21 protein-coding genes are annotated in these 24,722 nt (G+C 57.2%); 17 read left to right on the top strand and 4 right to left on the bottom strand.

Going from position 1 to position 24,722, the window contains the following annotated elements; genetic code table 11:
- Nucleotides 1-446 precede the first annotated feature (446 nt).
- The 10 genes from gmd (at nt 447) to fabF (ending at nt 12,226) form a co-directional block, all read left to right on the top strand.
- The gene (gene gmd / locus ACIOZM_RS20925) at nt 447-1,478 is read left to right on the top strand and encodes a GDP-mannose 4,6-dehydratase (protein WP_401216752.1); all 1,032 of its coding nucleotides are present in this window, start codon (nt 447-449) and stop codon (nt 1,476-1,478) included.
- Nucleotides 1,478-2,374, top strand: coding sequence for a GDP-mannose 4,6-dehydratase (locus ACIOZM_RS20920; RefSeq protein ID WP_401216750.1), 897 nt, complete (start codon nt 1,478-1,480; stop codon nt 2,372-2,374). The genes gmd and ACIOZM_RS20920 overlap by 1 nt, the downstream gene beginning before the upstream one ends.
- Nucleotides 2,375-3,517, top strand: a complete 1,143-nt coding sequence (locus ACIOZM_RS20915) for a glycosyltransferase family 4 protein (protein ID WP_401216749.1) — start codon at nt 2,375-2,377, stop codon at nt 3,515-3,517.
- Nucleotides 3,517-4,626 (top strand): glycosyltransferase family 4 protein, encoded by a 1,110-nt coding sequence (locus ACIOZM_RS20910; protein ID WP_401216747.1) that lies wholly within the window; start codon nt 3,517-3,519, stop codon nt 4,624-4,626. Before ACIOZM_RS20915 ends, ACIOZM_RS20910 begins: the two co-directional genes overlap by 1 nt.
- Before the next feature lie 752 nt (nt 4,627-5,378).
- The gene (locus ACIOZM_RS20905) at nt 5,379-6,350 is read left to right on the top strand and encodes a UDP-glucose 4-epimerase family protein (RefSeq protein ID WP_401216787.1); all 972 of its coding nucleotides are present in this window, start codon (nt 5,379-5,381) and stop codon (nt 6,348-6,350) included.
- The gene (locus tag ACIOZM_RS20900; protein WP_401216745.1) at nt 6,347-7,396 is read left to right on the top strand and encodes a glycosyltransferase family 4 protein; all 1,050 of its coding nucleotides are present in this window, start codon (nt 6,347-6,349) and stop codon (nt 7,394-7,396) included. Before ACIOZM_RS20905 ends, ACIOZM_RS20900 begins: the two co-directional genes overlap by 4 nt.
- 81 nt (nt 7,397-7,477) lie before the next feature.
- The gene (locus tag ACIOZM_RS20895; protein WP_401216743.1) at nt 7,478-9,472 is read left to right on the top strand and encodes a polysaccharide biosynthesis protein; all 1,995 of its coding nucleotides are present in this window, start codon (nt 7,478-7,480) and stop codon (nt 9,470-9,472) included.
- A 110-nt stretch (nt 9,473-9,582) separates the two neighbouring features.
- The gene (locus ACIOZM_RS20890) at nt 9,583-9,918 is read left to right on the top strand and encodes a ComEA family DNA-binding protein (protein ID WP_401216741.1); all 336 of its coding nucleotides are present in this window, start codon (nt 9,583-9,585) and stop codon (nt 9,916-9,918) included.
- Nucleotides 9,919-10,126: 208 nt separating this feature from the next.
- A complete protein-coding gene (locus tag ACIOZM_RS20885; protein ID WP_401216740.1) occupies nt 10,127-10,921 on the top strand; it encodes an SDR family NAD(P)-dependent oxidoreductase in 795 nt (264 codons plus the stop codon).
- A 30-nt stretch (nt 10,922-10,951) separates the two neighbouring features.
- Nucleotides 10,952-12,226, top strand: a complete 1,275-nt coding sequence (gene fabF, locus ACIOZM_RS20880) for a beta-ketoacyl-ACP synthase II (protein ID WP_401216738.1) — start codon at nt 10,952-10,954, stop codon at nt 12,224-12,226.
- On the opposite strand, the gene ACIOZM_RS20875 is transcribed toward fabF, so the two are convergent.
- The 3 genes from ACIOZM_RS20875 to eat form a co-directional block, all read right to left on the bottom strand.
- The gene (locus ACIOZM_RS20875; protein ID WP_401216736.1) at nt 12,223-12,780 is read right to left on the bottom strand and encodes a TetR/AcrR family transcriptional regulator; all 558 of its coding nucleotides are present in this window, start codon (nt 12,778-12,780) and stop codon (nt 12,223-12,225) included. The two genes, fabF and ACIOZM_RS20875, sit on opposite strands and share 4 nt — an antisense overlap.
- A gap of 136 nt (nt 12,781-12,916) precedes the next feature.
- Complete coding sequence (locus ACIOZM_RS20870) at nt 12,917-13,084, bottom strand: DUF2897 family protein (protein ID WP_401216735.1); 168 nt, start codon at nt 13,082-13,084, stop codon at nt 12,917-12,919.
- A gap of 206 nt (nt 13,085-13,290) precedes the next feature.
- The gene (gene eat, locus ACIOZM_RS20865; RefSeq protein ID WP_401216733.1) at nt 13,291-14,655 is read right to left on the bottom strand and encodes an ethanolamine permease; all 1,365 of its coding nucleotides are present in this window, start codon (nt 14,653-14,655) and stop codon (nt 13,291-13,293) included.
- A gap of 366 nt (nt 14,656-15,021) precedes the next feature.
- On the opposite strand from eat, the gene kdpF reads away from it, so the two are divergent.
- The 6 genes from kdpF to ACIOZM_RS20835 all read left to right on the top strand — a co-directional run bounded on the left by kdpF (nt 15,022) and on the right by ACIOZM_RS20835 (nt 23,082).
- Nucleotides 15,022-15,111 (top strand): K(+)-transporting ATPase subunit F, encoded by a 90-nt coding sequence (kdpF, locus tag ACIOZM_RS20860; RefSeq protein WP_007963673.1) that lies wholly within the window; start codon nt 15,022-15,024, stop codon nt 15,109-15,111.
- 8 nt (nt 15,112-15,119) lie between these two features.
- Nucleotides 15,120-16,814, top strand: coding sequence for a potassium-transporting ATPase subunit KdpA (kdpA, locus tag ACIOZM_RS20855; protein ID WP_401216731.1), 1,695 nt, complete (start codon nt 15,120-15,122; stop codon nt 16,812-16,814).
- Between the two features lie 10 nt (nt 16,815-16,824).
- Nucleotides 16,825-18,882, top strand: coding sequence for a potassium-transporting ATPase subunit KdpB (gene kdpB / locus ACIOZM_RS20850; protein ID WP_401216730.1), 2,058 nt, complete (start codon nt 16,825-16,827; stop codon nt 18,880-18,882).
- A gap of 131 nt (nt 18,883-19,013) precedes the next feature.
- Nucleotides 19,014-19,559 (top strand): potassium-transporting ATPase subunit KdpC, encoded by a 546-nt coding sequence (kdpC, locus tag ACIOZM_RS20845; RefSeq protein ID WP_401216728.1) that lies wholly within the window; start codon nt 19,014-19,016, stop codon nt 19,557-19,559.
- A gap of 127 nt (nt 19,560-19,686) precedes the next feature.
- Nucleotides 19,687-22,338, top strand: coding sequence for a DUF4118 domain-containing protein (locus tag ACIOZM_RS20840; protein ID WP_401216726.1), 2,652 nt, complete (start codon nt 19,687-19,689; stop codon nt 22,336-22,338).
- A gap of 48 nt (nt 22,339-22,386) precedes the next feature.
- On the top strand, nt 22,387-23,082 hold the full coding sequence (locus ACIOZM_RS20835) for a response regulator (RefSeq protein ID WP_401216724.1): 696 nt from the start codon (nt 22,387-22,389) through the stop codon (nt 23,080-23,082).
- A gap of 92 nt (nt 23,083-23,174) precedes the next feature.
- Here ACIOZM_RS20835 and ACIOZM_RS20830 read toward each other — a convergent pair whose 3' ends face one another.
- Nucleotides 23,175-24,215 (bottom strand): patatin-like phospholipase family protein, encoded by a 1,041-nt coding sequence (locus tag ACIOZM_RS20830; protein WP_401216722.1) that lies wholly within the window; start codon nt 24,213-24,215, stop codon nt 23,175-23,177.
- Nucleotides 24,216-24,432: 217 nt separating this feature from the next.
- Here ACIOZM_RS20830 and ACIOZM_RS20825 point away from each other — a divergent pair, with 217 nt between their 5' ends.
- Complete coding sequence (locus ACIOZM_RS20825; RefSeq protein ID WP_401216720.1) at nt 24,433-24,711, top strand: hypothetical protein; 279 nt, start codon at nt 24,433-24,435, stop codon at nt 24,709-24,711.
- Nucleotides 24,712-24,722: the final 11 nt, after the last annotated feature.

Raw genomic sequence — 24,722 nt, 5'->3', positions numbered from 1 at the left:
CTAGGCTCAGTGCGGGCTGGGCTCCATGATGGGTTCAATTGATGTCTTCGGGGTGCCTGGTTCAACCTCGAGCGGAAAGCCGCACCTTTCCTTCAGTGGAAATTCAGCTTTTTTGTGCTTTTCACCGCCTGAGCGTGACATCTATTCGCTGTAGGCTGCTGATTCTCACCAAAAGACGTCATTGGATGGTGAGTTCACAGGAGGAGGGCCTGTATGCCTTTAAGGCGTATTCTTGATGCCATCATTGGGCTGGTACTGATTGTATTCCGGTAGGGATACCGTGCCGTAACAACGTCCCGTCGAAGTCCTAAGTGATTCTTGCGCTAGTCTCGATGTAAGATGGTCGGGGCTGTATTATGTTAGACTGATAAAATGCTATCGTGGCGCTAATTTTGATAGCGCCTGTCTATTCGTATTGGCGTTCAAATGGAGTTTAGAGGATTCGCATGAAAGCAATCGTAACTGGCATCACTGGTCAAGACGGCGCCTACCTGGCGGAACTGCTGCTGGAGAAGGGGTACACCGTTTACGGTACCTACCGTCGTACCAGTTCTGTCAATTTCTGGCGTATCGAGGAGTTGGGCATTCAGTCCAACCCTAACCTGCATTTGGTCGAATATGACCTGACCGACCTGTCGGCCAGCATCCGTTTGCTGCAAACAACTGAAGCCACCGAGGTGTATAATCTCGCCGCGCAGAGTTTTGTCGGGGTTTCGTTCGAACAGCCAATTACCACGGCTGAAATCACCGGCCTTGGCGCGGTGAACCTTCTTGAAGCGATTCGTATCGTTAATCCGAAGGTTCGTTTTTACCAAGCGTCGACGTCCGAAATGTTCGGTCAGGTACAGGCCATTCCGCAGGTTGAAAGCACTCCGTTCTACCCACGTAGCCCTTACGGTGTCGCCAAGCTGTACGCTCACTGGATGACAATCAACTATCGTGAGTCGTACGGTATTTTTGCCACCAGCGGTATCTTGTTCAACCACGAATCGCCACTGCGAGGTCGTGAATTTGTAACTCGTAAAATCACTGACTCCGTTGCCAAGATCAAATTGGGTCTGTTGGACAAGATGGAACTGGGTAACCTTGATGCCAAGCGTGACTGGGGTTTCGCCAAGGAATACGTAGAAGGCATGTGGCGCATGCTGCAGGCCGATGTCCCGGATACGTTTGTTCTGGCGACCAATCGCACCGAAACCGTCCGTGATTTCGTATCCATGGCGTTCAAGGCTGCCGGTATCACTATTTCTTGGTCGGGCACTGCAGAGGCCGAGCAGGGCACTGATGCCGAGACTGGTAAAGTCCTGGTTGTTATCAATCCCAAGTTCTACCGTCCGACTGAAGTTGAGTTGCTGATCGGCAACCCGGCCAAAGCCAAGGAAATCCTGGGCTGGGAGCCGAAGACTTCACTCGAAGAGCTGTGCCGCATGATGGTCGAGGCTGATCTGCGCCGTAACAAGCAAGGGTTCTCTTTCTGATGATCAATGCTGGCAAACGTGCGCTGATTACGGGTATTCACGGTTTTACCGGTCGCTATATGGCGGCTGAGCTGGAAGCTCATGGCTACGAGGTCGTCGGGATGGGTAGTCAACCTTCTGACGATCGCAACTATCACCAAGTAGATCTGGCTGATGCGGTTGGTCTGCGTACGTTGCTGGCAAAGATTCAGCCAGATGTTGTTGTGCACCTCGCCGCGCTGGCATTCGTCGGACACGGTGCAGCGGACGCGTTCTATCAGGTTAATTTGATCGGAACGCGCAATCTTCTCGAGGCGATTGCTGCCTGCGGGAAGACGCTGGATTGCGTATTGATAGCCAGTAGCGCGAACGTGTATGGCAATGCTTCGGGCGGCTTGCTGTCCGAAGCAACGGTTCCGGCGCCGGCCAATGATTACGCTGTCAGCAAGCTGGCGATGGAGTATATGGCCAAGCTTTGGCTGGATCGTCTGCCTATCGTGATCGCCCGGCCATTCAACTACACGGGGGTCGGGCAGGCTGAGAACTTCCTGTTGCCGAAAATCGTCTCCCATTTCCTTCGTAAGGCTCCACGGATCGAATTGGGTAATCTCGACGTTTGGCGCGACTTCAGCGATGTTCGGGCTTTGGTCAAAGCCTATCGTGGGTTGATCGAAGCGAAACCGTTGGGCCAGACTGTGAATGTCAGTTCAGGTAATACACACTCGCTACGAGAGGTCATCGAGTTGTGCAAGGGGTTGACCGGGCATGACATTGAAGTCGAAGTGAATCCAGCATTTGTTCGTGCCAACGAAGTGAAGACCTTGTGCGGGGATAACTCCAGGCTGCGGGAACTGGTTCCCGGGTGGGCAACGCCCGCTCTAAGCGAAACTCTGAGCTGGATGCTGACGGCTGAATAAATGAAGTTAATCCTTTCTGTTGAGCCGGTTCGTTTTCCGCTGACCGGCATTGGTCGCTACACCTATGAGTTGGCGCTGCGACTGCAGCAGAATCCCGAAATTACCGATCTGCAGTTCTTTGCAGGTCGGCGATTTCTACCTTCGCTGCCCGCTGCCTCCGATACATCGGGCAATGGTTATGGTCTCAAACGAGCAGTTCAAAAGAACTTCCTGGCGGTTGAAGCCTATCGTTTGCTGATGCCATTACTCAGGAAGCAAGCACTTAAAGGTCATGGTGATTTTCTTTACCATAGTCCGAATTATTACCTGCCCCCGTTTGCCGGGCGCAGTGTTGCTACCTTTCACGATCTGTCTCCCTTTACGTGGTCCCACTGTCATTCTCCGCAACTTGTGCGTTATCTGCAGAAAGAGCTCAAGACCACATTGGTCAGAGCTGATGCGTTGATAACGGACTCTGAATACACGCGTAAAGAGTTATCCGACTATTTCTCTTGGCCCATTGAGCGTATACACACCGTAGCGCTGGCCAGTTCAGCCGAATTTCATCCCCGATCGGCAGATGCCCTCAGAACGACGCTTTCGCGCCACGGTCTTAAAGTGGGCGGTTATAGCCTGTTTGTAGGCACTATTGAGCCGCGCAAGAACATTGAAACGTTGTTGGACGCTTATTCACGTCTACCACTGGAACTGCGCAAGCGCTGGCCATTGGTTCTGACTGGCTACTATGGCTGGCGGAACGAGGATATCCACCATCGTCTTGAAAGCGCTCGTCGCGAAGGGTGGGCCTTCTATCTGGGATTTGTTCCCAGTGAAGACTTGCCTCTGCTGTTCGCCGGTGCGCGGCTGTTTACTTTCCCTTCGTTGTACGAGGGATTTGGTTTGCCGGTGCTAGAGGCCATGAGCTCGGGAGTGCCCGTTGTTTGCTCGAACAGTTCATCACTACCAGAGGTTGCCGGAAACGCGGCGCTCATGTGTGAGGCGACGGATACGGTGGCGTTGACCGAACTCTTGCAACAGGGTCTGGAAGATGAAACCTGGCGTGCGAGCGCTATTGAGCAGGGATTGTTGCACGCGGCAAAGTTTTCCTGGGAGCGCTGCGCCAGGGAAACTTTTCAGGTTTATCAGAAGGTGGTCAACGGTTAATGATCAAGGTTCTGCATTTCTTCAAAACCTATTACCCAGAGACAATGGGTGGAATAGAGCAGGTCATTTTTCAGATTGCCGAAGGTGGTTTGACGCAGGGGTACGAATCCCAGGTGCTCTATCTCAGTGAGCGAGGGGCTGCACGGAATGAACCGATTGCGAATCATCTGACTCATCGCTCGAAACTGGATCTTCACGTCGCATCCACGGGATTCTCGTTTTCGGCGCTCAAGGATTTTGCTGAGCTGGCCCGAGAAGCGGATATCGTTCATTACCATTTTCCATGGCCGTACATGGACCTCGTTCATTTTTTGAGTCGAGTTCGCAAGCCGACGGTAGTCAGCTATCACTCCGATATCGTCAAACAGAAAACTCTGCTTAAGCTGTATCAACCCTTGATGAATCGTTTCCTGTCGAGCGTTGATTGTATTGTCGCCTCATCGCCAAATTACGCGGAGAGCAGTCCAGTGCTGGCCCGCTTCAAAGATAAGGTGCGTGTTGTTCCATACGGTCTGGATCGTGCGACCTATCCTGTTCCTTCGGCGCAAAAATTGGCATTTTGGCGAGATCAACTGGGTGAGCGATTTTTTCTGTTTGTAGGTGCCTTGCGTTACTACAAGGGGCTGGATTACTTGCTCGAGGCCGCCAGGACCAGCGGATTGCCGGTGGTTATCCTCGGGGGGGGGCATCTTGAGGCGGAACTCAAGGCGCAGGCTGCTGAATCCGATCAGTGCAATGTGATTTTTTTGGGACTCTTACCCGACGAAGACAAGGCTGCACTTCTGATGCTTTGCTATGCCTTCGTTTTTCCCTCGCACTTGAGGTCTGAATCCTTTGGTATCTCACTGCTTGAGGGGGCCATGTACGGTAAACCGATGATTTCTTGCGAGATTGGCTCGGGTACAACTTATATTAATATTGCTGGAGAGACCGGATTGGTCGTTCCTCCCAAGGATTCTGTTGCACTGGCTCAGGCTATGACAACGCTGTGGAACGATCCTGCCACTGCGGCCAGAATGGGCGAAGCCGCCAAGCATCGATTTGAGGACGTATTTTCTTCGGATTTGATGGCGCAATCCTATGCTGATATTTATCGCTCGTTGCTTTGAAATCTCTTTGCACCTTATGTTAAGGGTTACTTGATTCTTCCAGGTGGCCCTGCATGGGCGATGATTTTTACGCTAGCTTCCAATCGAGGACGGATTAGATTTTTGCTGAGTGGTTTTTTCAGCGAGGCAGGTATCCAGTGCGCGATTCAAACGACTTTTAAGTCTGATGGAGTTCTTCTCGATCAAAAAGCAGGCCAGCGTCGATAAGATAGAGTATTAAGGATATGTAACCCGAATAGGGGTAGGTTAAAACGCATCGTGTAGCAGAGCTCTGGATGGCGTCTATCGCAGTTAGGATGGACGAATAAAAATAGAACTAATAACTGTTTGTTCAGAAATAATTGACTTCACCATCTATAGTTCTAATGCTGTTGCAGTTTAGTCTCTTAAAAGCAATACGCATTGTTGAAATTGGCAGCCCAGGTGATTTATTTTTTAGCTGGATAAATTTTCGCGAACTTTACTGTGAATATTCATTACGAACTGCATGTCAGCCGCATGGGGGCAATAGTTGGTATCGTTGTAAACGAGTTCGCCGGCACACAGGATGACGGATGTTTGCCCGACACCCGGTAAATATCCGCTTCAGGAGGCTTTGACGTGGCTAAGAAAGGCGTAATTCAATAAACTGCCCCTCATTTATTGCTTCGGCGACGCGATTTCCGTGATTGCTGAATTGACGCGTCCACTTGCCGGGTCAACATCTGCTGATGTGTACCGTCGGCATTGATTTTTTAACTCAAGGTGCTTCCATGCGATCCAAGACATTCCTGATTACCGGTGGTAATGGTTTTTTGGGGAGTGCACTCATTGATCGGCTGATGATGGAGCCGGATTGTTCTGTCGTCGCGCCGATGCGGTCGAGGGCCGGTGAATATGCTACGGGTGTGCGGGTTCTACCATTCGAGGGTTTAAATGGTGCTAATGACTGGAGCCACGCCCTTGCCGATGTTGATATCGTCGTTCATGCAGCGGCACGTGTTCACGTCATGGATGAAGTGGAGACCGATCCAATCGCTGCTTTTCGTGAGATCAATGTCCACGCGACGTTGAACCTCGCTCGTCAAGCCGCAGTGTCGGGGGTTAAACGCTTCATCTTTATCAGTTCGGTGAAAGTTAACGGAGAGGCAACCGGTCCTGGTACTGCTTTCCGTGCCGACGATGTGCCTGCACCGGCTGACGCCTATGGCGTTTCCAAGTTTGAGGCTGAGCAGGGGCTGCGCCAATTGGCGCAGGTCACAGGTATGGAAGTGGTGATTATTCGCCCGGTTCTGGTCTACGGGCCAGGGGTGAAAGCCAATTTTCTTTCCATGATGCAATGGCTGGCCCGCGGGGTGCCGTTGCCCTTTGGTTCAGTGCGTAATCGTCGCAGTCTGGTATCAGTTGGCAACCTTGTGGATCTTATCCTGACCTGTGCCGAGCATCCGGGGGCGGCAAATCAAGTGTTCATGGCCAGTGATGGCGAAGATGTTTCCACCTCTGAACTTTTGCGCAAAGTGGGCCTGGCGCTGGGGAAGACCAGTCATCTTTTACCCGTGCCGGTATGGATGATGGAGCGGGTATCCGCATTGATTGGGCGGCGTTCGATATCGCAGCGGCTTTTTGGCTCTTTGCAGGTTGATATCAGTAAAAATCGGCAGTTGCTCGGTTGGACGCCGCCCATCAGTCTCGATAAGGGCCTGGACCTGACCGCAAAGCATTTTCTGGAAACGCAAAAATCATGACTTATGGATGGTTTCTCCCAGTCGTCTTCTGTTTATCCTTTATTCTCACGTGGGCCTTACGCCGTTACGCGTTGGCGCGCAGTCTGTTGGATATTCCGAATGCGCGCAGTTCGCACTCAGTGCCTACTCCACGCGGAGGTGGTGTAGCGATAGTGGTGGCATTTGTTTTGGCGCTAGTGGTGTTATGGGGCGTTGGCATGACTTCATCCAGCGCTTTTTTTGCTGTTGCCGGCGCTGGAGGTCTGATCGCGGTAATTGGCTTCATGGATGATCACGGCCATATTGCGGCGCGCTGGCGTCTGCTGGGGCATTTTTTCGCCTCTGGTTGGCTGTTGTTCTGGCTCGGTGGCATGCCTGCTGTCGAGGTATTCGGGGCGCAGGTTGACCTGGGTGTTGCTGGTCATCTGCTGGCGCTGTTCTACCTCGTGTGGCTACTTAATCTTTACAACTTCATGGATGGCATCGACGGCATCGCGGGTGTTGAGGCGATATGCGCTTGCCTCGGCGCATGCCTGTTGTATTGGCTCGTCGATGCAACAGCGTTGATCTGGGCACCGTTGTTGTTGGCGGCGGCGGTCATGGGCTTTCTTTGCTGGAATTTTCCACCGGCAAAGATTTTCATGGGTGATGCAGGTAGCGGTTTTCTTGGCGTTGTTCTGGGAGGGCTTTCTCTCCAGGCGGCGTGGCAAAACCCTTCGCTGTTCTGGGGGTGGCTGATCCTGCTTGGTGTATTTATCGTTGATGCCACTTTTACACTGTTCCGGCGCCTGCTCAGAGGTGACAAGGTTTATGAGGCGCACAGAAGCCATGCCTATCAGTTTGCTTCCAGGGAATATGGTCGGCATTTGCCCGTTACACTCACAACGGGTCTGATCAATCTATGCTGGTTGTTGCCAATTGCGGTAGGTGTTACACGGTTTGGGCTGGGCGGCGTATGGGGTGTACTTTTAGCCTACATCCCTCTGGTTTTTCTGGCGATCAGGTTTCACGCGGGAGAACTTGAAAAGAACGCCGATGGCGCAAAAGATAACCAGTCTGTTATCTAGGTTTAGAGTCATGCTGCTGGCGGGTGATTCATTACGGCGATTGGCATTTGAAGGAGGGAAACTGAGGTGCTTGAAGAGTTAATGGATAAGGTCAGAGAGCGTCTCGTTGGACTTCCACGGCGCCGCAAACGACTGATTCAGGTCGGTACAGACATTTTTCTGGTGTGGAGTGCTCTGTGGTTGGCGTTCATCGTGCGATTGGGTATCGATGATATGTACAACCCGTTCAGGGTCCACTTCTGGTTATTCGTCTGCGCCCCGGTTGTCGCTATTCCTTTGTTCATTCGCTTCGGCATGTACCGTGCCGTCATGCGTTATTTCGGCAATGACGCCCTGATTGCAATTATCAAGGCTGTCAGTTTGTCGTCGCTGATTCTGGCCGTGGTTGTTTACTGGTACAGCAACCACGAAGCAGTTGTGCCTCGCTCGATCATTTTCAACTACTGGTGGCTGAGCTTGGTCATCATTGGCGGGTTGCGGCTATGCATGCGCCAATACTTCATGGGTGACTGGTTTTCAGCTGCTCAGCATGTCCCTTTTGCCAACCGTGATGACGGGTTGACCAAGGTCGCGGTTTACGGCGCGGGCGTCGCAGGCAATCAACTGGTCGCTGCATTGCGAATGGGGCGAGTCATGCGTCCCGTGGCCTTTATCGATGACGACCCGGGTATTTCCGATCGCTCGATCTCGGGTCTGCAGGTCTACAAGCCCAAGCATATTCAGCAGATGATCGATGTCACTGGAGCGCAGGAAATCCTTCTCGCACTGCCATCGTCGACTCGCGCTCGTCGGCGGGAAATTCTCAACTTGCTGGAAGGCTTTCCGTTGCATATTCGCAGCGTGCCGAATTTCTCCGATCTGGCGAGTGGCCGAGTCAAAGTCGAAGATATTCAGGAAGTCGATATTGCAGACTTGCTGGGGCGCGATGCCGTTCCAGCTCAGCCTGATCTTCTCGAGCGCTGTATCAAAGGCAAGACTGTAATGGTGACAGGTGCCGGTGGCTCGATCGGTTCGGAGCTGTGTCGGCAGATTTTCTTGCTTGGTCCGACGACGCTTCTGTTGTTCGAACACAGTGAGTTCAATCTCTACAGCATTCTTTCAGAGCTGGAGCAACGCAGCTCCCGAGAGTCGGCTCCAGTTCGATTGCTTCCCATACTCGGGTCCATACGCCACCAGGACAAATTGCTCGATGTGATGAAAACCTGGAAGGTCGACACGGTTTACCACGCGGCCGCCTACAAGCACGTGCCCATGGTCGAGCACAACATAGCCGAAGGCGTGTTGAACAATGTTATTGGTACACTCAACACCGCTCAGGCTGCCCTGCAGTGCGGTGTATCGAATTTTGTCCTGATCTCGACTGATAAAGCGGTGCGTCCCACCAATGTTATGGGCAGTACCAAGCGCCTGGCGGAATTGACGCTTCAGGCACTCAGCCGAGAAGTCGCCCCAGTGCTGTTCGGTGACAGTGCAAAAGTTTCCCGGGTGAATAAAACCCGGTTCACGATGGTTCGCTTCGGCAATGTGCTGGGCTCTTCGGGTTCGGTTATCCCGCTGTTCCATAGCCAGATCAAGTCCGGTGGCCCGCTGACCGTCACCCATCCGAAGATCACCCGTTATTTCATGACCATTCCCGAAGCCGCGCAACTGGTTATACAGGCCGGTTCGATGGGACAGGGTGGCGATGTGTTTGTGCTGGACATGGGCGAGCCGGTGAAAATCGTCGAGCTGGCAGAGAAGATGATTCACTTGTCCGGTCTGAGTATTCGTTCCGATCGCAACCCGCAGGGCGATATCTCCATCGAGTTCACGGGGTTGCGTCCAGGTGAAAAGCTCTACGAAGAGCTGTTGATCGGTGACAACGTTGCTGCGACACCGCATCCGATGATTATGACGGCCAACGAGGATCACTTGCCTTGGGATGTCTTGAAGTCCCGGCTGACTGAACTGCTCGCCGCTGTCGCAGCGGATGACTATTCCCGAGTTCGCCAGTTGTTGCGCGAAACCGTCAGCGGTTACACCCCGGACGGCGAAATTGTCGACTGGATCTACCAGCAGCGCCGCCTAGAACCCTGATTGTTTCACATCCTGCAACAGACACATTTTTGACAGGCTCCATTCATCGCCTAAGTTTGGGGAGCAGCTTCGGAAAAGCTGCTTTCTCAATTGATGATGGAGCGTCACTAATGCGTACCGGTTTTTTCAACTCTCTGGTTTTTGCCCTGCTCACCAGCGCCTCGATCGTCGCAATTGCGGCTCCTGGGATTGCACCAAAGCCTGAAAAATCGATCATGATGACCGAGGCGGTCACCGTTTCAGTAAGCGACAAGGTCGACCTGAATGGTGCTGATGCCGCGACCTTGCAGAAGGAACTGGCCGGCGTGGGTGAGGCCAAGGCGAAGGCGATTGTTGCGTATCGTGATGATAATGGGCCATTCGCCTCGGTAGATGAATTACTGGAAGTGAAGGGCATTGGCAAGGCGATCCTGGATCGCAACCGCGAGAAGCTGGAAGTGAACTAAGCTGATTATTCAACGCCGAGGGGCCGGTCATTGACCGGCCTTTTTTCGTTCTGATGAGTCATGAGACGTGAACGCGGTACGGGAGAGTTTCGTCGGATCACATAAAATTACGGCTATCATATGGCGTTGAGATTATGCCTATAATAATTCCCTCGGCGCTCAGGTGCGCCTCCGCTGTCCTTCTCTAAAGCTCATCTGGAGTCCCGTCATGAATTCTGCCAAGTCCCAAGGTACAGCCCTCATCACCGGTGCTTCTTCCGGAATCGGCGCCATCTACGCCGAGCGTCTGGCGGCGCGAGGGTTTGATCTGTTGCTGGTGGCTCGCGATCAACAGCGTCTGGAAACTGCTGCGAGCACCTTGCGTGAGACGCACGGTGTAAAGGTCGAAGTGCTAAAGGCCGATCTGACGCAAAAGGACGATGTACTCAAACTTCAGCAACGGTTACGCAGCGATTCAAGCATCAGCCTGTTGGTGAACAACGCAGGCGTGGCTGCCGATGGTCTGCTGGCCAATTCAGATTCCGAACAACTGGAAAGTCTCATTCAGTTGAACATTACTGCCGTGACGCTCCTGGCCTCAGCTGCTGCGGCGAGTTTTTCCAAGGCTGGTCGTGGCACGATCATCAATATCGCCTCGGTGGTGGCATTGTTCCCTGAACGTTTCAATGCCACCTACAGCGCCAGTAAAGCCTACGTGTTGAGCCTGACCCAATCGCTCAATGCCGAACTCGATGGCACCGGCGTCAAGGTGCAAGCGGTGTTGCCAGGCGTAACTCGTACTGAAATCTGGGAGCGCTCGGGTATCGACGCCAGCGGTATTCCCGCCGAAATGGTGATGGAGGCGGGCGAGATGGTTGATGCTTCGCTGGCAGGTCTGGATCAGGGCGAGTTGATCACCATTCCGTCGCTGCCCGATGCGGCTGACTGGCACGCCTATGTTGCCGCCCGTCATGTACTCGCGCCGAACCTTTCGCACAGTTCTGCGGCCAAACGTTACAAGTAAGACTTTCGAAAACATTGAGGTAAACGCGGTATGGATCAGCGTCGAATAGTCGTCACGGGCCTTGGCCTGGTTTCACCCTTGGGCAGCGGTGTCGAAGTTGTCTGGCAGCGCTTGCTCGCCGGACGCTCGGGAATCCGTCAATTGCCGGAGGCGGTGATCGCGGATTTGCCAACCAGGGTTGGCGGCGCGGTGCCGACGATGGAAGAGGATGCAGAAGCCGGTTTTGATCCGGATCGCGCCACGCCGCCGAAAGAACAGAAGAAGATGGATCGCTTCATCATGTTCGCCATGGAGGCGGCTCGTCAGGCTTTGGAGCAGGCCGGATGGCAGCCATCCGAGGCTCACGCTCAGGAACGCACAGCCACGATTATCGGTTCGGGTGTCGGTGGTTTCGGCGCGATTGCCGATGCTGTGCGCACCACTGACAGCCGTGGTCCGCGACGTTTGTCGCCGTTCACCATTCCTTCGTTTCTGGTCAACCTTGCAGCCGGCCACGTATCGATCCGGCACAATTTGAAAGGCCCGTTGGGTGCACCGGTAACCGCTTGCGCCGCCGGGGTTCAAGCGATTGGCGATGCTGCGCGAATGATCCGCGCTGGTGAGGCCGATATTGCGGTGTGTGGTGGGGCAGAGGCGGCGATTGATCGAGTCAGCCTTGCCGGTTTCGCGGCGGCGCGGGCGTTGTCCAGCGGCTACAACGACACCCCCGAGCGCGCTTCACGGCCGTTCGACAGCGGTCGCGACGGCTTTGTGATGGGCGAGGGCGCCGGGTTGCTGGTGATTGAATCGCTGGAACACGCATTGGCTCGTGGTGCTCAACCATTGGCCGAGTTGGTCGGTTACGGCACCAGTGCCGATGCCTACCACCTGACCGCTGGGCCCGAGGATGGCAGCGGTGCGCGACGGGCGATGGAACTGGCTTTGGCCCAGGCCGGGATTGCACCGGGTCAGGTGCAGCACCTCAATGCTCACGCTACGTCTACGCCGGTCGGAGATCTGGGTGAGCTGGCAGCGATCAAAAGTGTGTTTGGCACGGAAAACAAAATTGCCGTGACGTCGACCAAATCCGCTACCGGGCATTTGCTTGGTGCTGCTGGCGGGCTTGAGGCGATCTTTACCTTATTGGCAATCCGCGACCAGGTGGTACCGCCGACGCTCAATCTGGAAAACCCCGACCCGGCGAGCGCGGGTGTGGACATTGTTCACGGTCAGGCACGTTCAATGCCGATCGAGTACGCGTTGTCCAACGGCTTCGGGTTTGGTGGAGTAAACGCCAGCGTGCTGTTCAAGCGCTGGCAGGCTTAATCGTCTGATTGCAGGAGGTGATCGCGGGTGACGTCGAGGATTTTTTGTGCGAAATCGGCATCCGCGATACTGCGCGAAAGCAGCAACGAACCGATCAATGTCGACATGATGACAATGGCCCGGTCGGCAGTCTTTTCACCTTCGAGGGTCTGTTCGATCTGATCCAGTCGCGCATTGAGTATTTTGTCGGTGGTCGGGCTGGGTTGCCCTCGCAAGCCGAGTTCAGAAGAAATGGTCAGCAGTGGGCAGCCTTCGTGGGGCGAAGTCTGATGCCATTCGGACAAGTAGGTCTCGATGAACGCCTCGAGTGGATGTTCCTGGGAGAATAACTCCTCACACAACTCGTCGACCTGATCGCTGGCCTCTTGCAAAGCCTTCTCGACCAAATCGTCCTTGGATTTGAAGTGCGAGTAAAAACCGCCGTGGGTCAGCCCCAAGGCTTTCATCAGCGGCTGCAGTCCGGTCGCACCAATTCCGTCCTTGCGAAAGCGTGCCGAAGCTTCCTTGATGATGCGCTGATGGGTCTGGGCTTTATGGTCCTGCGAGTAACGCATTTGGAACTCTCCGCAACAATGTCGCCATCTTAACCACGGAAAATTAAATGGTGACTGTACTTCTACTCCAAAAAGCTCGCGGATAAGTCTCTTGGTTACATAAAAAACAAACCCCGCCAATCTGGCGGGGTTTTTGTTAGCGGTCTTGTGCTTCCTTGGCGTCCGCTTCGGCATTGCGTGCGGCTACGCGCTTGCGTTCTTCATCGGTCAGTTCGACCTTGGTGGCGGTGTCGCGCAACATCATCAGACCGCCAACGATCGAGCCGATTGCAACGACCAGAATCAACCAGGCATACCAGGGCATAACGGCTCTCCTTAAGGGCAGATCGACGGGCGAGGATTTCGCCGTGCGACGCTGCATACCACTTTTGAGCGAAATGAATCCGCAGTGGTTCCATTCTAGGCGTGTTATGCCCTGAGCACCGCTTTGGGCTCAGGAGAAGATCAAAAGATCGCTGCCTCGTTTCACTCGTGAGCTCCTACAAATATGTTCGGCGTCCTTATCAGTGCTTACAACCCGGTCAGCATTGCGTCAGCGGGGGCGTTGGCACGCAGATGCCCAGTCAGCAGGAAGTAACCAAATCCCACCGCCATGAAGCCGAGGAAGATCAGCCCGATCAATGCATTGAACCAGGCCATGGCCACCAGACAAACCACCGCCAGCACCAGCGCGATGATCGGCACCAGCGGATAACACGGCGCGCGGAAAGTACGTTCCAGATTCGGTTCCGATTTACGCAGTTTGAACAGGCTGAGCATGCTCATGATGTACATCACGATGGCGCCGAATACTGCCATGGTGATCATCGCTGCGGTCAGCGTCATGCCGCCGAGATTGATCAAGCCATCGCTGTAAATCGCCGCGATACCGATGATGCCGCCGACAATGATCGCCCGATGCGGGGTCTGAAACCGCGAAAGTTTGGCCAGCGAAGCCGGCAGATACCCGGCGCGGGCGAGGGCGAAGAACTGGCGCGAATAGCCGAGGATGATCCCGTGGAAACTCGCGACCAGACCAAACAGACCGATCCACACCAGCATATGCAGCCAGCCTGAGCTGTCGCCAACCACAGCTTTCATTGCCTGTGGCAGTGGGTCGTTGATGTTGGCCAATGCACGCCAGTCGCCAACGCCACCGGCGAAGAACATCACGCCCATCGCCAGCAAAACCAGAGTCAGAATGCCGCTGATATACGCCTTGGGAATCGTGCGTTTCGGGTCCTTGGCTTCTTCGGCGGCCATGGCTGCGCCTTCGATGGCAAGGAAGAACCAGATCGCAAATGGAATCGCCGCGAACATCCCGGCGATTGCAGGTGCGCCGAACGTATCCGAACCGGCCCAGCCATTGAGGGCAAAGCTGCTGAAGCTGAAGGCCGGGGCGACCACGCCCATGAACACCAACAATTCGGCGACGGCCAGCACGCAGACGATCAGTTCGAAGGTCGCCGCCAGTTTTACACCAAGAATGTTTAGCCCCATGAACACGATGTAGGCGCCGACCGCTGCGTGTTTCGGGTCGAGTGCCGGAAACTGCACATTCAGGTAGGCGCCAATCGCCAAGGCAATCGCTGGTGGGGCGAAGACGAATTCGATCAGCGTTGCCAGCCCGGCGATCAATCCTCCTTTTTCACCGAACGCACGACGGCTGTAGGCAAACGGCCCACCTGCGTGCGGGATCGCGGTGGTCAGTTCTGTGAAGCTGAAGATGAAGCAGGTGTACATGGTCGCGACCATGAATGAGGTCACCAGAAAACCTAATGTACCGGCCACGCCCCAGCCGTAACTCCAGCCGAAATACTCCCCGGAAATCACCAGCCCCACGGCGATGCCCCACAAGTGCAGCGTGCCCAGCGTGGGTTTGAGTTGTGTGTTCATGCGTTTGCTCCCTGAACGGTTTGGAAAGCTCGGGGGAGGGCGTGTGCAGTGGGCGTGCCAGTGCGGAAAAACAAGTCGTTATGAGCTGAAAGGGGTCGTATCGAGGATGTTTGCTGCTGGATGGCTGCATTTTGTGCGCCAGTCGGGTGCGATATCGTTAGCGATGCCTCTATCGCCAGCAGGCTGGCTCCCACATTTGGAGCGTCAGCCTGTTGGCGATGGTTTGAACGCTGCTGTAAAGCCCGCATAAACCCACTCTTTACGCTTTCTTTATGCCCAGCCAACCCCCTCGGCCTCGCTCCTTTACAGCCTCTTTTCCGACAATCACTCCACACGCGGCAATACGCCGTAAAACGGAGATCTTCCATGAGCGTTCTGGACGGGGTGTCCCTGCTGCTGGCAGCGGGGCTGTTCATTTATCTGTTGGTTGCGCTGTTGCGCGCGGATCGGAACTAGGAGCGGCTATGCACAGTTATGACTATTGGCTGATCCTCGCGTTTTTCGCGGTGGTTCTGCTGCCGGCGCCGTTTCTCGGGCGCTTCTACTACAAAGTGATGGAAGGTCAGCGCACCTGGCTGACGCCGATTCTCGGCCCGGTCGAGCGCGGCTGTTATCGCGTTGCCGGTGTCGATCCGCAGGCCGAACAGAGCTGGCAGAAATACACGCTGGCTCTGCTGGCGTTCAACCTCGCCGGTTTCCTGCTGCTGTTCGCGATCCTGTTGTTCCAGGATCATCTGCCGCTCAACCCGCAGAATCTGCCGGGCCAGGAGTGGACGCAGGCGTTCAACACCGCGGTCAGTTTCATGACCAACACCAACTGGCAGTCCTACAGCGGCGAAGCGACCCTCAGCTATCTGAGCCAGATGGTCGGCCTCACCGTGCAGAACTTCGTCAGCGCCGCCACCGGTCTTGCCGTGCTGGTTGCGCTGTGTCGCGGTATCGGTCGCAAATCGACCAAGACCCTCGGCAACTTCTGGGTCGACATGACTCGTGCCACCCTCTACGGCTTGCTGCCACTGTGTTTGCTGCTGGCGCTGTTTCTGGTGTGGCAGGGTGTGCCGCAGACCTTCGCGCATTACGTGAATGCGGTGACCATGCAGGGGGTTGATCAAGTGATCCCGCTCGGCCCGGCCGCCAGCCAGATTGCGATCAAGCAACTGGGTACCAACGGCGGTGGCTTCTTCGGGGTTAACTCGGCGCATCCGTTCGAGAACCCGACTGCGTGGAGCAACCTGTTCGAAGTCGGCTCGATCATTCTGATCCCGGTGGCGCTGGTGTTCACTTTCGGCCACTACGTGAAAGACCTGCGTCAGAGCCGCGCAATCATCGCCTGCATGTTGGCGCTGTTCCTGATCGGCGGCGCGACCTCGCTGTGGGCCGAGTACCAACCGAACCCGACGCTGAACAACGCTGCCGTCGAACAGACGGCACCGCTGGAAGGCAAGGAAGCACGCTTCGGCACCACCGCCACGGTGCTGTGGTCGGTGACTACCACTGCCGCGTCGAACGGCTCGGTCAACGGCATGCATGACAGCCTCAACCCGCTCAGCGGCATGGTTGCGCTGGTGAACATGATGGTCGGCGAAGTGATCTTCGGCGGCGTCGGTGCCGGGCTCTACGGGATGTTGCTCAACGTGCTGATCGCGGTGTTCCTCGCCGGTCTGATGATTGGTCGCACGCCGGAATACCTCGGCAAAAAACTGCAAGCCAAAGAAGTGCAATTGCTGGTGGTGACCCTGCTGGTGATGCCGGTCGGCGTGCTGGTGCTGGGCGCAATCGCCGCGAGCGTGCCATCGGCGGCGGCGACCATCAGTAACCCCGGGCCGCACGGCTTTAGCCAGTTGCTGTACGCCTACACCTCGGCGAGCGCCAACAACGGTTCGGCGTTCGGTGGTCTGAGTGCGAACACTCCGTTCCATAACTTGATGCTGGGTCTTGGCATGTTAATCGGGCGCTTCGGTTACATCCTTCCTGTACTGGCTCTGGCCGGCAGCCTGGCGATGAAGAAAACCGCACCGATTGGCCAGAACAGCTTCCCGACCCATGGCCCGCTGTTCGTGACCCTGTTGACCGTGACCATTTTGCTGGTGGGTGGCCTGACCTTCTTGCCGACCCTGGCACTGGGCCCAATTGCTGAACACCTGAGCATGGGCTTCTAAGGAGTTGATGATGAATATGCCCGCAATCAAACCTGCCGCCGTCAAAGCGCCGGAACAAGCGAAAACTTCGATTTCGGCCCTGTGGCGTCCGGCGCTGGTGCAAGCTTTCGTCAAGCTCGACCCTCGGCAACTGAAGCGCTCGCCAGTGATGCTGGTGGTCGAACTGACCGCCATTTTCACCACCGTCCTGTGCTTCATTCCCGATGCCGAGGTACCGACCTTCGTCGCTGCGCAAATCGCGCTGTGGCTGTGGTTCACCGTGCTGTTCGCCAACTTCGCCGAAGCACTGGCCGAAGGTCGCGGCAAGGCCCGCGCTGACAGTCTGAAGGCTGGCAGCGAAGGCCTCAGCGCCCGGCGCAAACTGGCCAATGGCAGCTTCCAGGTGGTGCCTGCCACCGCGCTGCGCAAAGGTGATGTGGTACGCGTCGAAGCGGGGGAGATGATCCCCGGTGACGGCGAAGTCATCGAAGGTATCGCCGCGGTCAACGAGGCAGCGATCACCGGTGAATCGGCGCCAGTCATCCGTGAGTCCGGGGGCGACCGTTCGGCCGTCACCGGTAACACCCGACTGGTGTCCGACTGGCTGCTGGTGAAGATTACCGTCAACCCCGGTGAATCGACTCTCGACCGCATGATCGCATTGGTCGAAGGCGCCAAACGCCAGAAGACTCCGAACGAAGTCGCGCTGGACATCCTGCTGATCGGCCTGACGCTGATCTTCCTGGTGGTGGTCGTGACCCTGCAACCGTTCGCCCGCTTCGCCAACGGCAGCCTGCCGCTGGTGTTTCTGGTGGCGCTGCTGGTGACGCTGATTCCGACCACCATTGGCGGACTGTTGTCAGCCATCGGTATTGCCGGGATGGACCGTCTGGTACGTCTCAACGTGATCGCCAAATCCGGCCGTGCGGTGGAAGCGGCGGGTGACGTGCATGTGTTGTTGCTGGACAAAACCGGCACCATCACCTTCGGTAACCGTCGTTGCAGCGCGGTGTATGCCGCGCCGGGCGTCAATGCCCGCGATCTGGCCGAAGGCGCGTTGTTTGCCTCGCTGGCGGACGAAACCGCTGAAGGTAAATCCATCGTCGAGTTTCTGCGTGGCACCAACTCGCTGCCTGAGCCGGCACTGGATAGCTTGACCGCCGTACCGTTCAGCGCTGAAACCCGCCTGTCCGGTGTCGACTATCAGGGCCGCGTGTATCGCAAAGGCGCGGTGGATTCGCTGCTGGCGTTCATCGGTCAACAACGTGGCGATCTGGCCCCGGCGCTGTCCCGTGAAATCGACAAGATTGCCCAGAGTGGCGGCACGCCGTTGCTGGTTTGTGCCGACGGCAAACTGCTTGGCGCAATTCACCTCAAGGACGTGGTCAAACCGGGTATTCGCGAGCGTTTTGCCGAGCTGCGCAAACTGGGCATCCGCACCGTCATGGTCACCGGCGACAACCCGCTGACCGCTGCGGCAATCGCTGCCGAAGCTGGCGTCGATGACGTGCTGGCCGAAGCGACGCCGGAGAAGAAACTCGCACGCATTCGTCTCGAGCAGAACGACGGTCGTCTGGTCGCCATGTGCGGCGACGGCGCCAACGATGCTCCGGCGCTGGCCCAGGCTGACGTCGGCATGGCAATGAACGACGGCACGCAAGCCGCACGCGAAGCGGCGAACATGGTCGATCTCGACAGCGATCCGACCAAGCTGCTGGACGTGGTGCAGATCGGCAAGGAATTGCTGGTGACTCGTGGCGCCCTGACGACCTTTTCCATCGCCAACGACGTGGCCAAATACTTCGCGATTCTGCCGGCGCTGTTCGCCTCGATTTATCCGCAACTGGGGGTGCTGAACATCATGCATCTGACCAGTCCGCAGAGCGCGATCCTCTCGGCCATCGTCTTCAACGCGCTGATCATCGTTGCGCTGATTCCGCTGGCGCTGCGTGGCGTGCGGGTGCAGGCGGCGAGTGCGGCGGCATTGCTGCGACGCAATCTGCTGATTTATGGCTTGGGCGGGATTCTGGTGCCGTTTGTGGGGATCAAGGCGATCGACATGCTGTTGACGGCGTTGCATCTGGTTTAACCCATTCGCGAGCAGGCTCGCTCCCACTTTGAAATGCATTCCCCTGTGGGAGCGAGCCTGCTCGCGATGAATGCACCGCTGGTTCTCCTGAATCAACGCAGTACTTGTTCTCTGAATTCGAGGATTTTGAAATGTCCACAATGATACGTCCGGCCCTGAGCCTGCTGGTGCTGATGACCCTGATCACCGGCGTCGCCTATCCACTGGTCGTCACCGGTGTCGCGCAAGTCGCGTTCCCCGATCAGGCCAATGGCAGCCTGGTGCATGACGCCGACGGCAAAGTCCGTGGCTCATCGCTGATCGCCCAGGATTTCGTCGGTGATGCGTGGTTCCACCCACGGCCATCGGCTGGTGCTTTCGCTACTGTTTCGAGCAGCGCAAGCAACCTGGCGCCGAGCAACCCGGCACTGGCCACTCGCGTGATCGACGACGCCAACAAGTTGCAGGTTCCCGGCCAGGGCCCGGTGCCATTGGCGCTGTTGACCACCTCCGGCAGTGGCCTTGATCCGCACTTGCCACCGGCAGCAATTGCCTATCAACTGGCGCGAGTTGCGGCGGCGCGGAATCTGCCGGTGTCGACTCTTCAGCAACTGCTCGATGCGCATATCGAACAGCCGCTGGTGGGGCCGCCAGTGGTCAACGTGCTTGAGCTGAACATCGCGCTGGAAAAGCTCTGATTCGGCGTGGCGTCGAATCGCCAGCAGGCTGGCTCCCACAAGGAAATGTGAGCTCCTGTGGGAGCCAGCCTGCTGGCGATGGCGGCATTCCATGCAATACACAAACTTCAGGAAGAGAATTTCAAGCATGAGCGATTCCGGCCGCGCCGATGCGCTGTTAGCAGACCTGCCCCGCGATGGCCGTGGCCGGCTGAAAGTATTCCTCGGTGCCGCGCCCGGTGTAGGCAAGACCTATTCCATGCTTCAGGCTGCCCACACCCAATTGCGCCAGGGCGTGAAGGTCATCGCCGGGGTCGTCGAAACTCACGGCCGCGCCGAAACCGAAGCACTGCTCGGCGGCTTGCCCCAGCAGCCGCTGGTGCGCTCGGAATACCGTGGCGTGATGCTCGAAGAAATGGACCTCGACGGCCTGCTCGCGGCCAGGCCGAAACTGGTGTTGGTCGATGAACTGGCTCACAGCAATGCCCCCGGCAGTCGCCACGCGAAACGCTGGCAAGACATTCAGGAACTGCTCGCCGCCGGCATCGACGTGTACACCACGGTCAACGTCCAGCATCTGGAAAGTCTCAACGATCAGGTGCGCGGCATCACCGGCGTGCAGGTGCGCGAAACCCTGCCGGACTGGGTCCTGCAAGAAGCCTTTGAGCTGTTGCTGATCGACCTGCCGCCGCGCGAATTGCTCGAGCGTCTGCGTGAAGGCAAGGTCTACGTGCCAGAGCAGGCGCGGGCGGCCATCGATGCGTTTTTTACCCAGACCAACCTCACCGCGTTGCGCGAACTGGCGATGCAAACGGCGGCGGCGCAGGTCGATAACGATCTCGCCCAAGGCTATCGACAACTCGGTCAGGCCGCGCCGGCAGTGCGTGGTCGTTTGCTGGTCGGTGTTGATGGCGATGCGCATGCCGAACGTCTGGTTCGTCATGCCAGCCGCGTTGCCCAGCGTCGGCATTTGCCGTGGAGTCTGGTGCATGTCGACAACGGCACTGTGCGCGACGAGCAATCGCGCCTGCGCTTGCAAAATGCCCAGCAACTGGCCGAGCGACTCGGCGGCGAAGTGGTGCTGCTGCGTGCCGGCGAAGTGGCGAAAACCCTGATTCAGCATGCCGCCGAACGTCGGGCAAGTCTGGTGCTGGTCGGCCAGTCTCGACCAGGTTTGCGCCGCCGTTTGTTTGGCGGTGGTCTGGCGGCGCGGTTGCTGCGTCAGGCCCATGGGCTGGAAATCAACGTCCTCGACAGCGATCAGGAACACCATCAGCCACGCCTGCGCACCACACCGACGCTGGTCTGGTTTGACTACGCGTTGGCGCTGGTCGCGACGGTGCTGGCCAGCGCATTGGCGTGGGCTGTTTCCAGCGTATTGCCGCTGCCGAACATCTCGCTGGTGTTCCTCGCAGCGGTGTTGCTGGTGGCGGTGCGCAGCAGTCTGGGGCCGGCACTGGCCTGTGCGGCGCTATCGTTTTTGACTTACGATTTTTTGTTTATTCCGCCGAATTTTTCCTTCGCCATTCAGCGTGAAGAAGACGTTCTGACCCTGTGTTTTTTCCTGCTGATGGCGGCGCTCACCGGCAATCTCGCGGCACGTCAGCGTCGACAATTGCAGGCGCTGCGCGACACCCAGGAAGAGACCACCGAACTGCTCGATCTGTCGCGCAAACTGACTGCCGCCACCGACCGTCAAGCGGTGGTCAGTGCTGCCGCCCAGCACCTCAATGGCTGGAGCGATCTGCAACTGTGCCTGCTCAATCGTGACGGGCAGGGCGGCTGGAAAGTCGAGACTGGCGGACCGCTGCAGTTCTCTGAATCCGAGCGCGCCGCCGCCGATTGGGCCTGGCAACACGATCAACCGGCCGGCATGGGCACCGGCACCTTGCCGCTCGGTCGTTGGTGGTGGTGGCCGCTGTCGGTGGAAGACGGGCCGCTGGCATTGCTCGGTGTTTGCGCCAAAGAAGGCCAGACCTTGAGCGGTCAGCGTCGGCGTTTGCTCACGGCGTTGAGTCAGCCACTGGCGCAGGCATTGGCTCGTGCGCAACTGGCGGATGATCTGGAAGCTGCACGGCTACATGGCGAAACCGAGCAACTGCGCAGCGCGTTGCTGGCGTCGGTGTCCCACGATCTGCGCACGCCGCTGACCGCCATGCGCGGCAGCATCGACAGCCTGTTGGCGCTCGGCGAAGCGATCCCGCTGGAAGATCGTCGCGAACTGCTGGAAGGCACTCGCGATGAAGCCGAGCGCCTCGACCGCTACATCCAGAATCTGCTGGACATGACCCGTCTCGGTCACGGTGCATTGAAGCTGGCACGGGATTGGGTGTCGCCGGCGGACATCTTCGGCAGTTCGCTCAATCGTCTGCGTGCGGTGCTGGCGCCGTTGCAGGTCAGCACTGATGTGCCCGCCGAACTGCCGCTGCTGTTCGTGCATGCGGCGTTGATCGAGCAGGCGCTGGTCAATGTGATGGAAAACGCTGCACGATTCTCACCCACCCATGGCCGCTTGCAACTGAGTGCCGGGGCCAATAAAGAAGAGATTTTCTTCTCGGTCAGCGATGAAGGGCCGGGGATTCCCGAGGACGAACGGGCGAAGATTTTCGACATGTTCTACACCGCCGCACGCGGTGATCGCGGAGGCCAGGGCACAGGCCTCGGGCTGGCGATCTGTCAGGGCATGGTCGGTGCGCATGGCGGGCGTATCAGTGTCGCCGACGGCATCGACGGGCGCGGCACCTGCATCACCTTGCACCTGCCGTTGCAGACGCAACCGGGGATGGACAATGAAGCCTGATCCCGGCTGCGCTACTCTCTTGCCAATCTTTTGTGTCGATGTGAATTCATGAGCCAGACCGCGACCATTTTGGTCATTGATGACGAACCGCAAATTCGCAAGTTTCTGCGTATCAGCCTCGCCTCGCAGGGCTACAAAGTGCTCGAGGCCGGCACCGGTGCCGAGGGCCTCGCTCAAGCCGCGTTGAACAAGCCGGACTTGCTGGTGCTCGACCTCGGCCTGCCGGACATGGACGGCCAACAAGTGCTGCGCGAGTTTCGCGAATGGGCCACGACGCCGGTGCTGGTGCTGTCGGTGCGCGCCAGCGAAGGGCAGAAGGTCCAGGCTCTGGATGGCGGCGCCAATGATTACGTGACCAAGCCGTTCGGCATTCAGGAGTTCCTCGCTCGGGTGCGCGCATTGCTGCGTCAGGCACCGGCCGGGGAAGCGCAGCCAGCGGCGCTGAGTTTCGGCCCGTTGACGGTGGATCTGGCTTATCGGCGGGTGCTGCTCGATGGCGTCGAAGTGGCGCTGACCCGCAAGGAATATGCCGTGCTGGCGCAACTGGCGCGGCACCCGGGGCGGGTCATCACGCAGCAGCAGTTACTCAAGGATATCTGGGGGCCGACCCATACCGAGGACAGCCATTACCTGCGGATTGTGGTCGGGCACTTGCGTCAGAAACTGGCGGACGATCCGACCCGGCCACGGTTTATCGTGACTGAGGCGGGGGTTGGATATCGGTTGCTGGAATCCTTGGGATAGACGTCTACCGCTAAAAGATCGCAGCGTGCCGCAGCTCCTACAGAGGACGCATTCCAGGGTAGGAGCTGCGGCACGCTGCGATCTTTTGATCTTTATTGCTGTTGTTCACTTTCGTATCGATCCAGCGTATCCCGGGCAATTTCGCGTCCCAGTGCGATCAATTCCGGTGCCTTGTAGAACTCGAAAAACCTGCAAACCCGCTTCGGTACGTTGATCAGAATATCCGGCGGATACCCGGCAATCTTGTACTGCGCCAGCGAGGTCTGCATCACCTCGAAACTCTGGTTGATCAAATCCAGCAACGACGCCGGCCCGACATTATCGATGATGAACGAACCGGTCGCGGACTTCGGCGCACCTGCGCGCTCGGGGGCGGCGGCCGGTTGCTGACTTTCCGGCTCGGCGCCTTCGAGCCATGGATTGATTTCCGCGGCCTCGGCGCGCAACGCCTCCTGTTCGAGCTTGAGCAGTTGTTCGGCCTGTGTGCGGCGGAACGGCATCTTCGAACCCAGCGAACTGATCAGGCTGTCGAAGCGCGAGCGAAATGCGGCGGGGCGCTCGATTACCGGCAGTTTGTAATGGCGTTGGTTAGTCGAGTTGAGGTTGACCGCGATGATCAGATCACAGTGGCTGGACACCACTGGCACGATCGGCAGCGGATTGAGAATGCCGCCGTCGACCAGCATCCGGTTGCCTTGCATCACCGGGGTGAACAGGCTGGGAATCGCTGCTGAGGCGCGCATTGCCTGATGCAGGCAGCCTTCCTGAAACCAGATTTCCTGTTGGTTGGTGAGGTCTGTGGCGACAGCGGTATAGGGGATGCGCAGGTCTTCGATGTTCATTTCGCCGACGATCTTGCGGATCTGCCCGAAAACCTTTTCACCACGAATCGCGCCGAGCCGGAAACTCACGTCCACCAGGCGCAGAACGTCGAGATAGTCGAGGCTTTCGATCCAGTTGCGATACTCGTCCAGCTTGCCGGCGGCGTAGATCCCGCCGACCACCGCGCCCATCGAACAACCGGCAATGCAGGCGATGTCGTAGCCGCGTTTTTCGATTTCTTCAATGACCCCGATGTGGGCATAGCCCCGGGCGCCGCCGGAACCCAGCACCAGTGCGACTCGTTTTTTCATCAGACTTCCTCCGGTCAAGGTTGCACAATGCACCCATCGAACGGTCGGCTCAATCGTCAGGAACGATTGATAGCGCCATGGCGTCGTTTTTTCGATACTGGTTGACGGCTCGACGCTATCCTTGTCGCCACGAGTCTTTGCAGGGCGGACAAGGCACTTTTTCGCCGCCGCATCGTCTTACCTGCACGACTGTTGACCTATCTTTGAGGTGTGAGTGATGAAAGCCTGGATCTGTGTACCGTTGATTGCTCTGGCATTGGCCGGTTGCGCCGGTAAAACCGCTTACCGCGACAGCTGCGGCAGCCAGCTCGACGCGGCATGGCACGAACTGGATCTGGCCAAGGCCGAAGGCTTTGCCGGCACCGTGAGTTACTCCAAAGCCCTGTCGTTGCTGACGGCAGCCAAGACTCAACAGCAATTCGAAGGCTTCCAAGGTTGCTCCAGCAAGGCCGAAAAAGCGCGTTTTTACATTCGCGAATCCCGCGCCGGACGTTAAGCTGCTGACGT

This window comes from Pseudomonas sp. NPDC087346, assembly GCF_044744235.1.
Lineage (GTDB): Bacteria > Pseudomonadota > Gammaproteobacteria > Pseudomonadales > Pseudomonadaceae > Aquipseudomonas.
The sequence above is the reverse complement of the archived record's forward strand: the minus strand, read 5'-3'. Positions and strand labels throughout refer to the sequence as shown.

Bases quoted from the DNA above. Each gene is read 5' to 3' on its own strand.
- gmd (WP_401216752.1), top strand. From the start codon at position 447: ATGAAAGCAATCGTAACTGGCATCACTGGTCAAGACGGCGCCTACCTG.
- ACIOZM_RS20920 (WP_401216750.1), top strand. From the start codon at position 1,478: ATGATCAATGCTGGCAAACGTGCGCTGATTACGGGTATTCACGGTTTT.
- ACIOZM_RS20915 (WP_401216749.1), top strand. From the start codon at position 2,375: ATGAAGTTAATCCTTTCTGTTGAGCCGGTTCGTTTTCCGCTGACCGGC.
- ACIOZM_RS20910 (WP_401216747.1), top strand. From the start codon at position 3,517: ATGATCAAGGTTCTGCATTTCTTCAAAACCTATTACCCAGAGACAATG.
- ACIOZM_RS20905 (WP_401216787.1), top strand. From the start codon at position 5,379: ATGCGATCCAAGACATTCCTGATTACCGGTGGTAATGGTTTTTTGGGG.
- ACIOZM_RS20900 (WP_401216745.1), top strand. From the start codon at position 6,347: ATGACTTATGGATGGTTTCTCCCAGTCGTCTTCTGTTTATCCTTTATT.
- ACIOZM_RS20895 (WP_401216743.1), top strand. From the start codon at position 7,478: ATGGATAAGGTCAGAGAGCGTCTCGTTGGACTTCCACGGCGCCGCAAA.
- ACIOZM_RS20890 (WP_401216741.1), top strand. From the start codon at position 9,583: ATGCGTACCGGTTTTTTCAACTCTCTGGTTTTTGCCCTGCTCACCAGC.
- ACIOZM_RS20885 (WP_401216740.1), top strand. From the start codon at position 10,127: ATGAATTCTGCCAAGTCCCAAGGTACAGCCCTCATCACCGGTGCTTCT.
- fabF (WP_401216738.1), top strand. From the start codon at position 10,952: ATGGATCAGCGTCGAATAGTCGTCACGGGCCTTGGCCTGGTTTCACCC.
- ACIOZM_RS20875 (WP_401216736.1), bottom strand. From the start codon at position 12,780: ATGCGTTACTCGCAGGACCATAAAGCCCAGACCCATCAGCGCATCATC.
- ACIOZM_RS20870 (WP_401216735.1), bottom strand. From the start codon at position 13,084: ATGCCCTGGTATGCCTGGTTGATTCTGGTCGTTGCAATCGGCTCGATC.
- eat (WP_401216733.1), bottom strand. From the start codon at position 14,655: ATGAACACACAACTCAAACCCACGCTGGGCACGCTGCACTTGTGGGGC.
- kdpF (WP_007963673.1), top strand. From the start codon at position 15,022: ATGAGCGTTCTGGACGGGGTGTCCCTGCTGCTGGCAGCGGGGCTGTTC.
- kdpA (WP_401216731.1), top strand. From the start codon at position 15,120: ATGCACAGTTATGACTATTGGCTGATCCTCGCGTTTTTCGCGGTGGTT.
- kdpB (WP_401216730.1), top strand. From the start codon at position 16,825: ATGAATATGCCCGCAATCAAACCTGCCGCCGTCAAAGCGCCGGAACAA.
- kdpC (WP_401216728.1), top strand. From the start codon at position 19,014: ATGTCCACAATGATACGTCCGGCCCTGAGCCTGCTGGTGCTGATGACC.
- ACIOZM_RS20840 (WP_401216726.1), top strand. From the start codon at position 19,687: ATGAGCGATTCCGGCCGCGCCGATGCGCTGTTAGCAGACCTGCCCCGC.
- ACIOZM_RS20835 (WP_401216724.1), top strand. From the start codon at position 22,387: ATGAGCCAGACCGCGACCATTTTGGTCATTGATGACGAACCGCAAATT.
- ACIOZM_RS20830 (WP_401216722.1), bottom strand. From the start codon at position 24,215: ATGAAAAAACGAGTCGCACTGGTGCTGGGTTCCGGCGGCGCCCGGGGC.
- ACIOZM_RS20825 (WP_401216720.1), top strand. From the start codon at position 24,433: ATGAAAGCCTGGATCTGTGTACCGTTGATTGCTCTGGCATTGGCCGGT.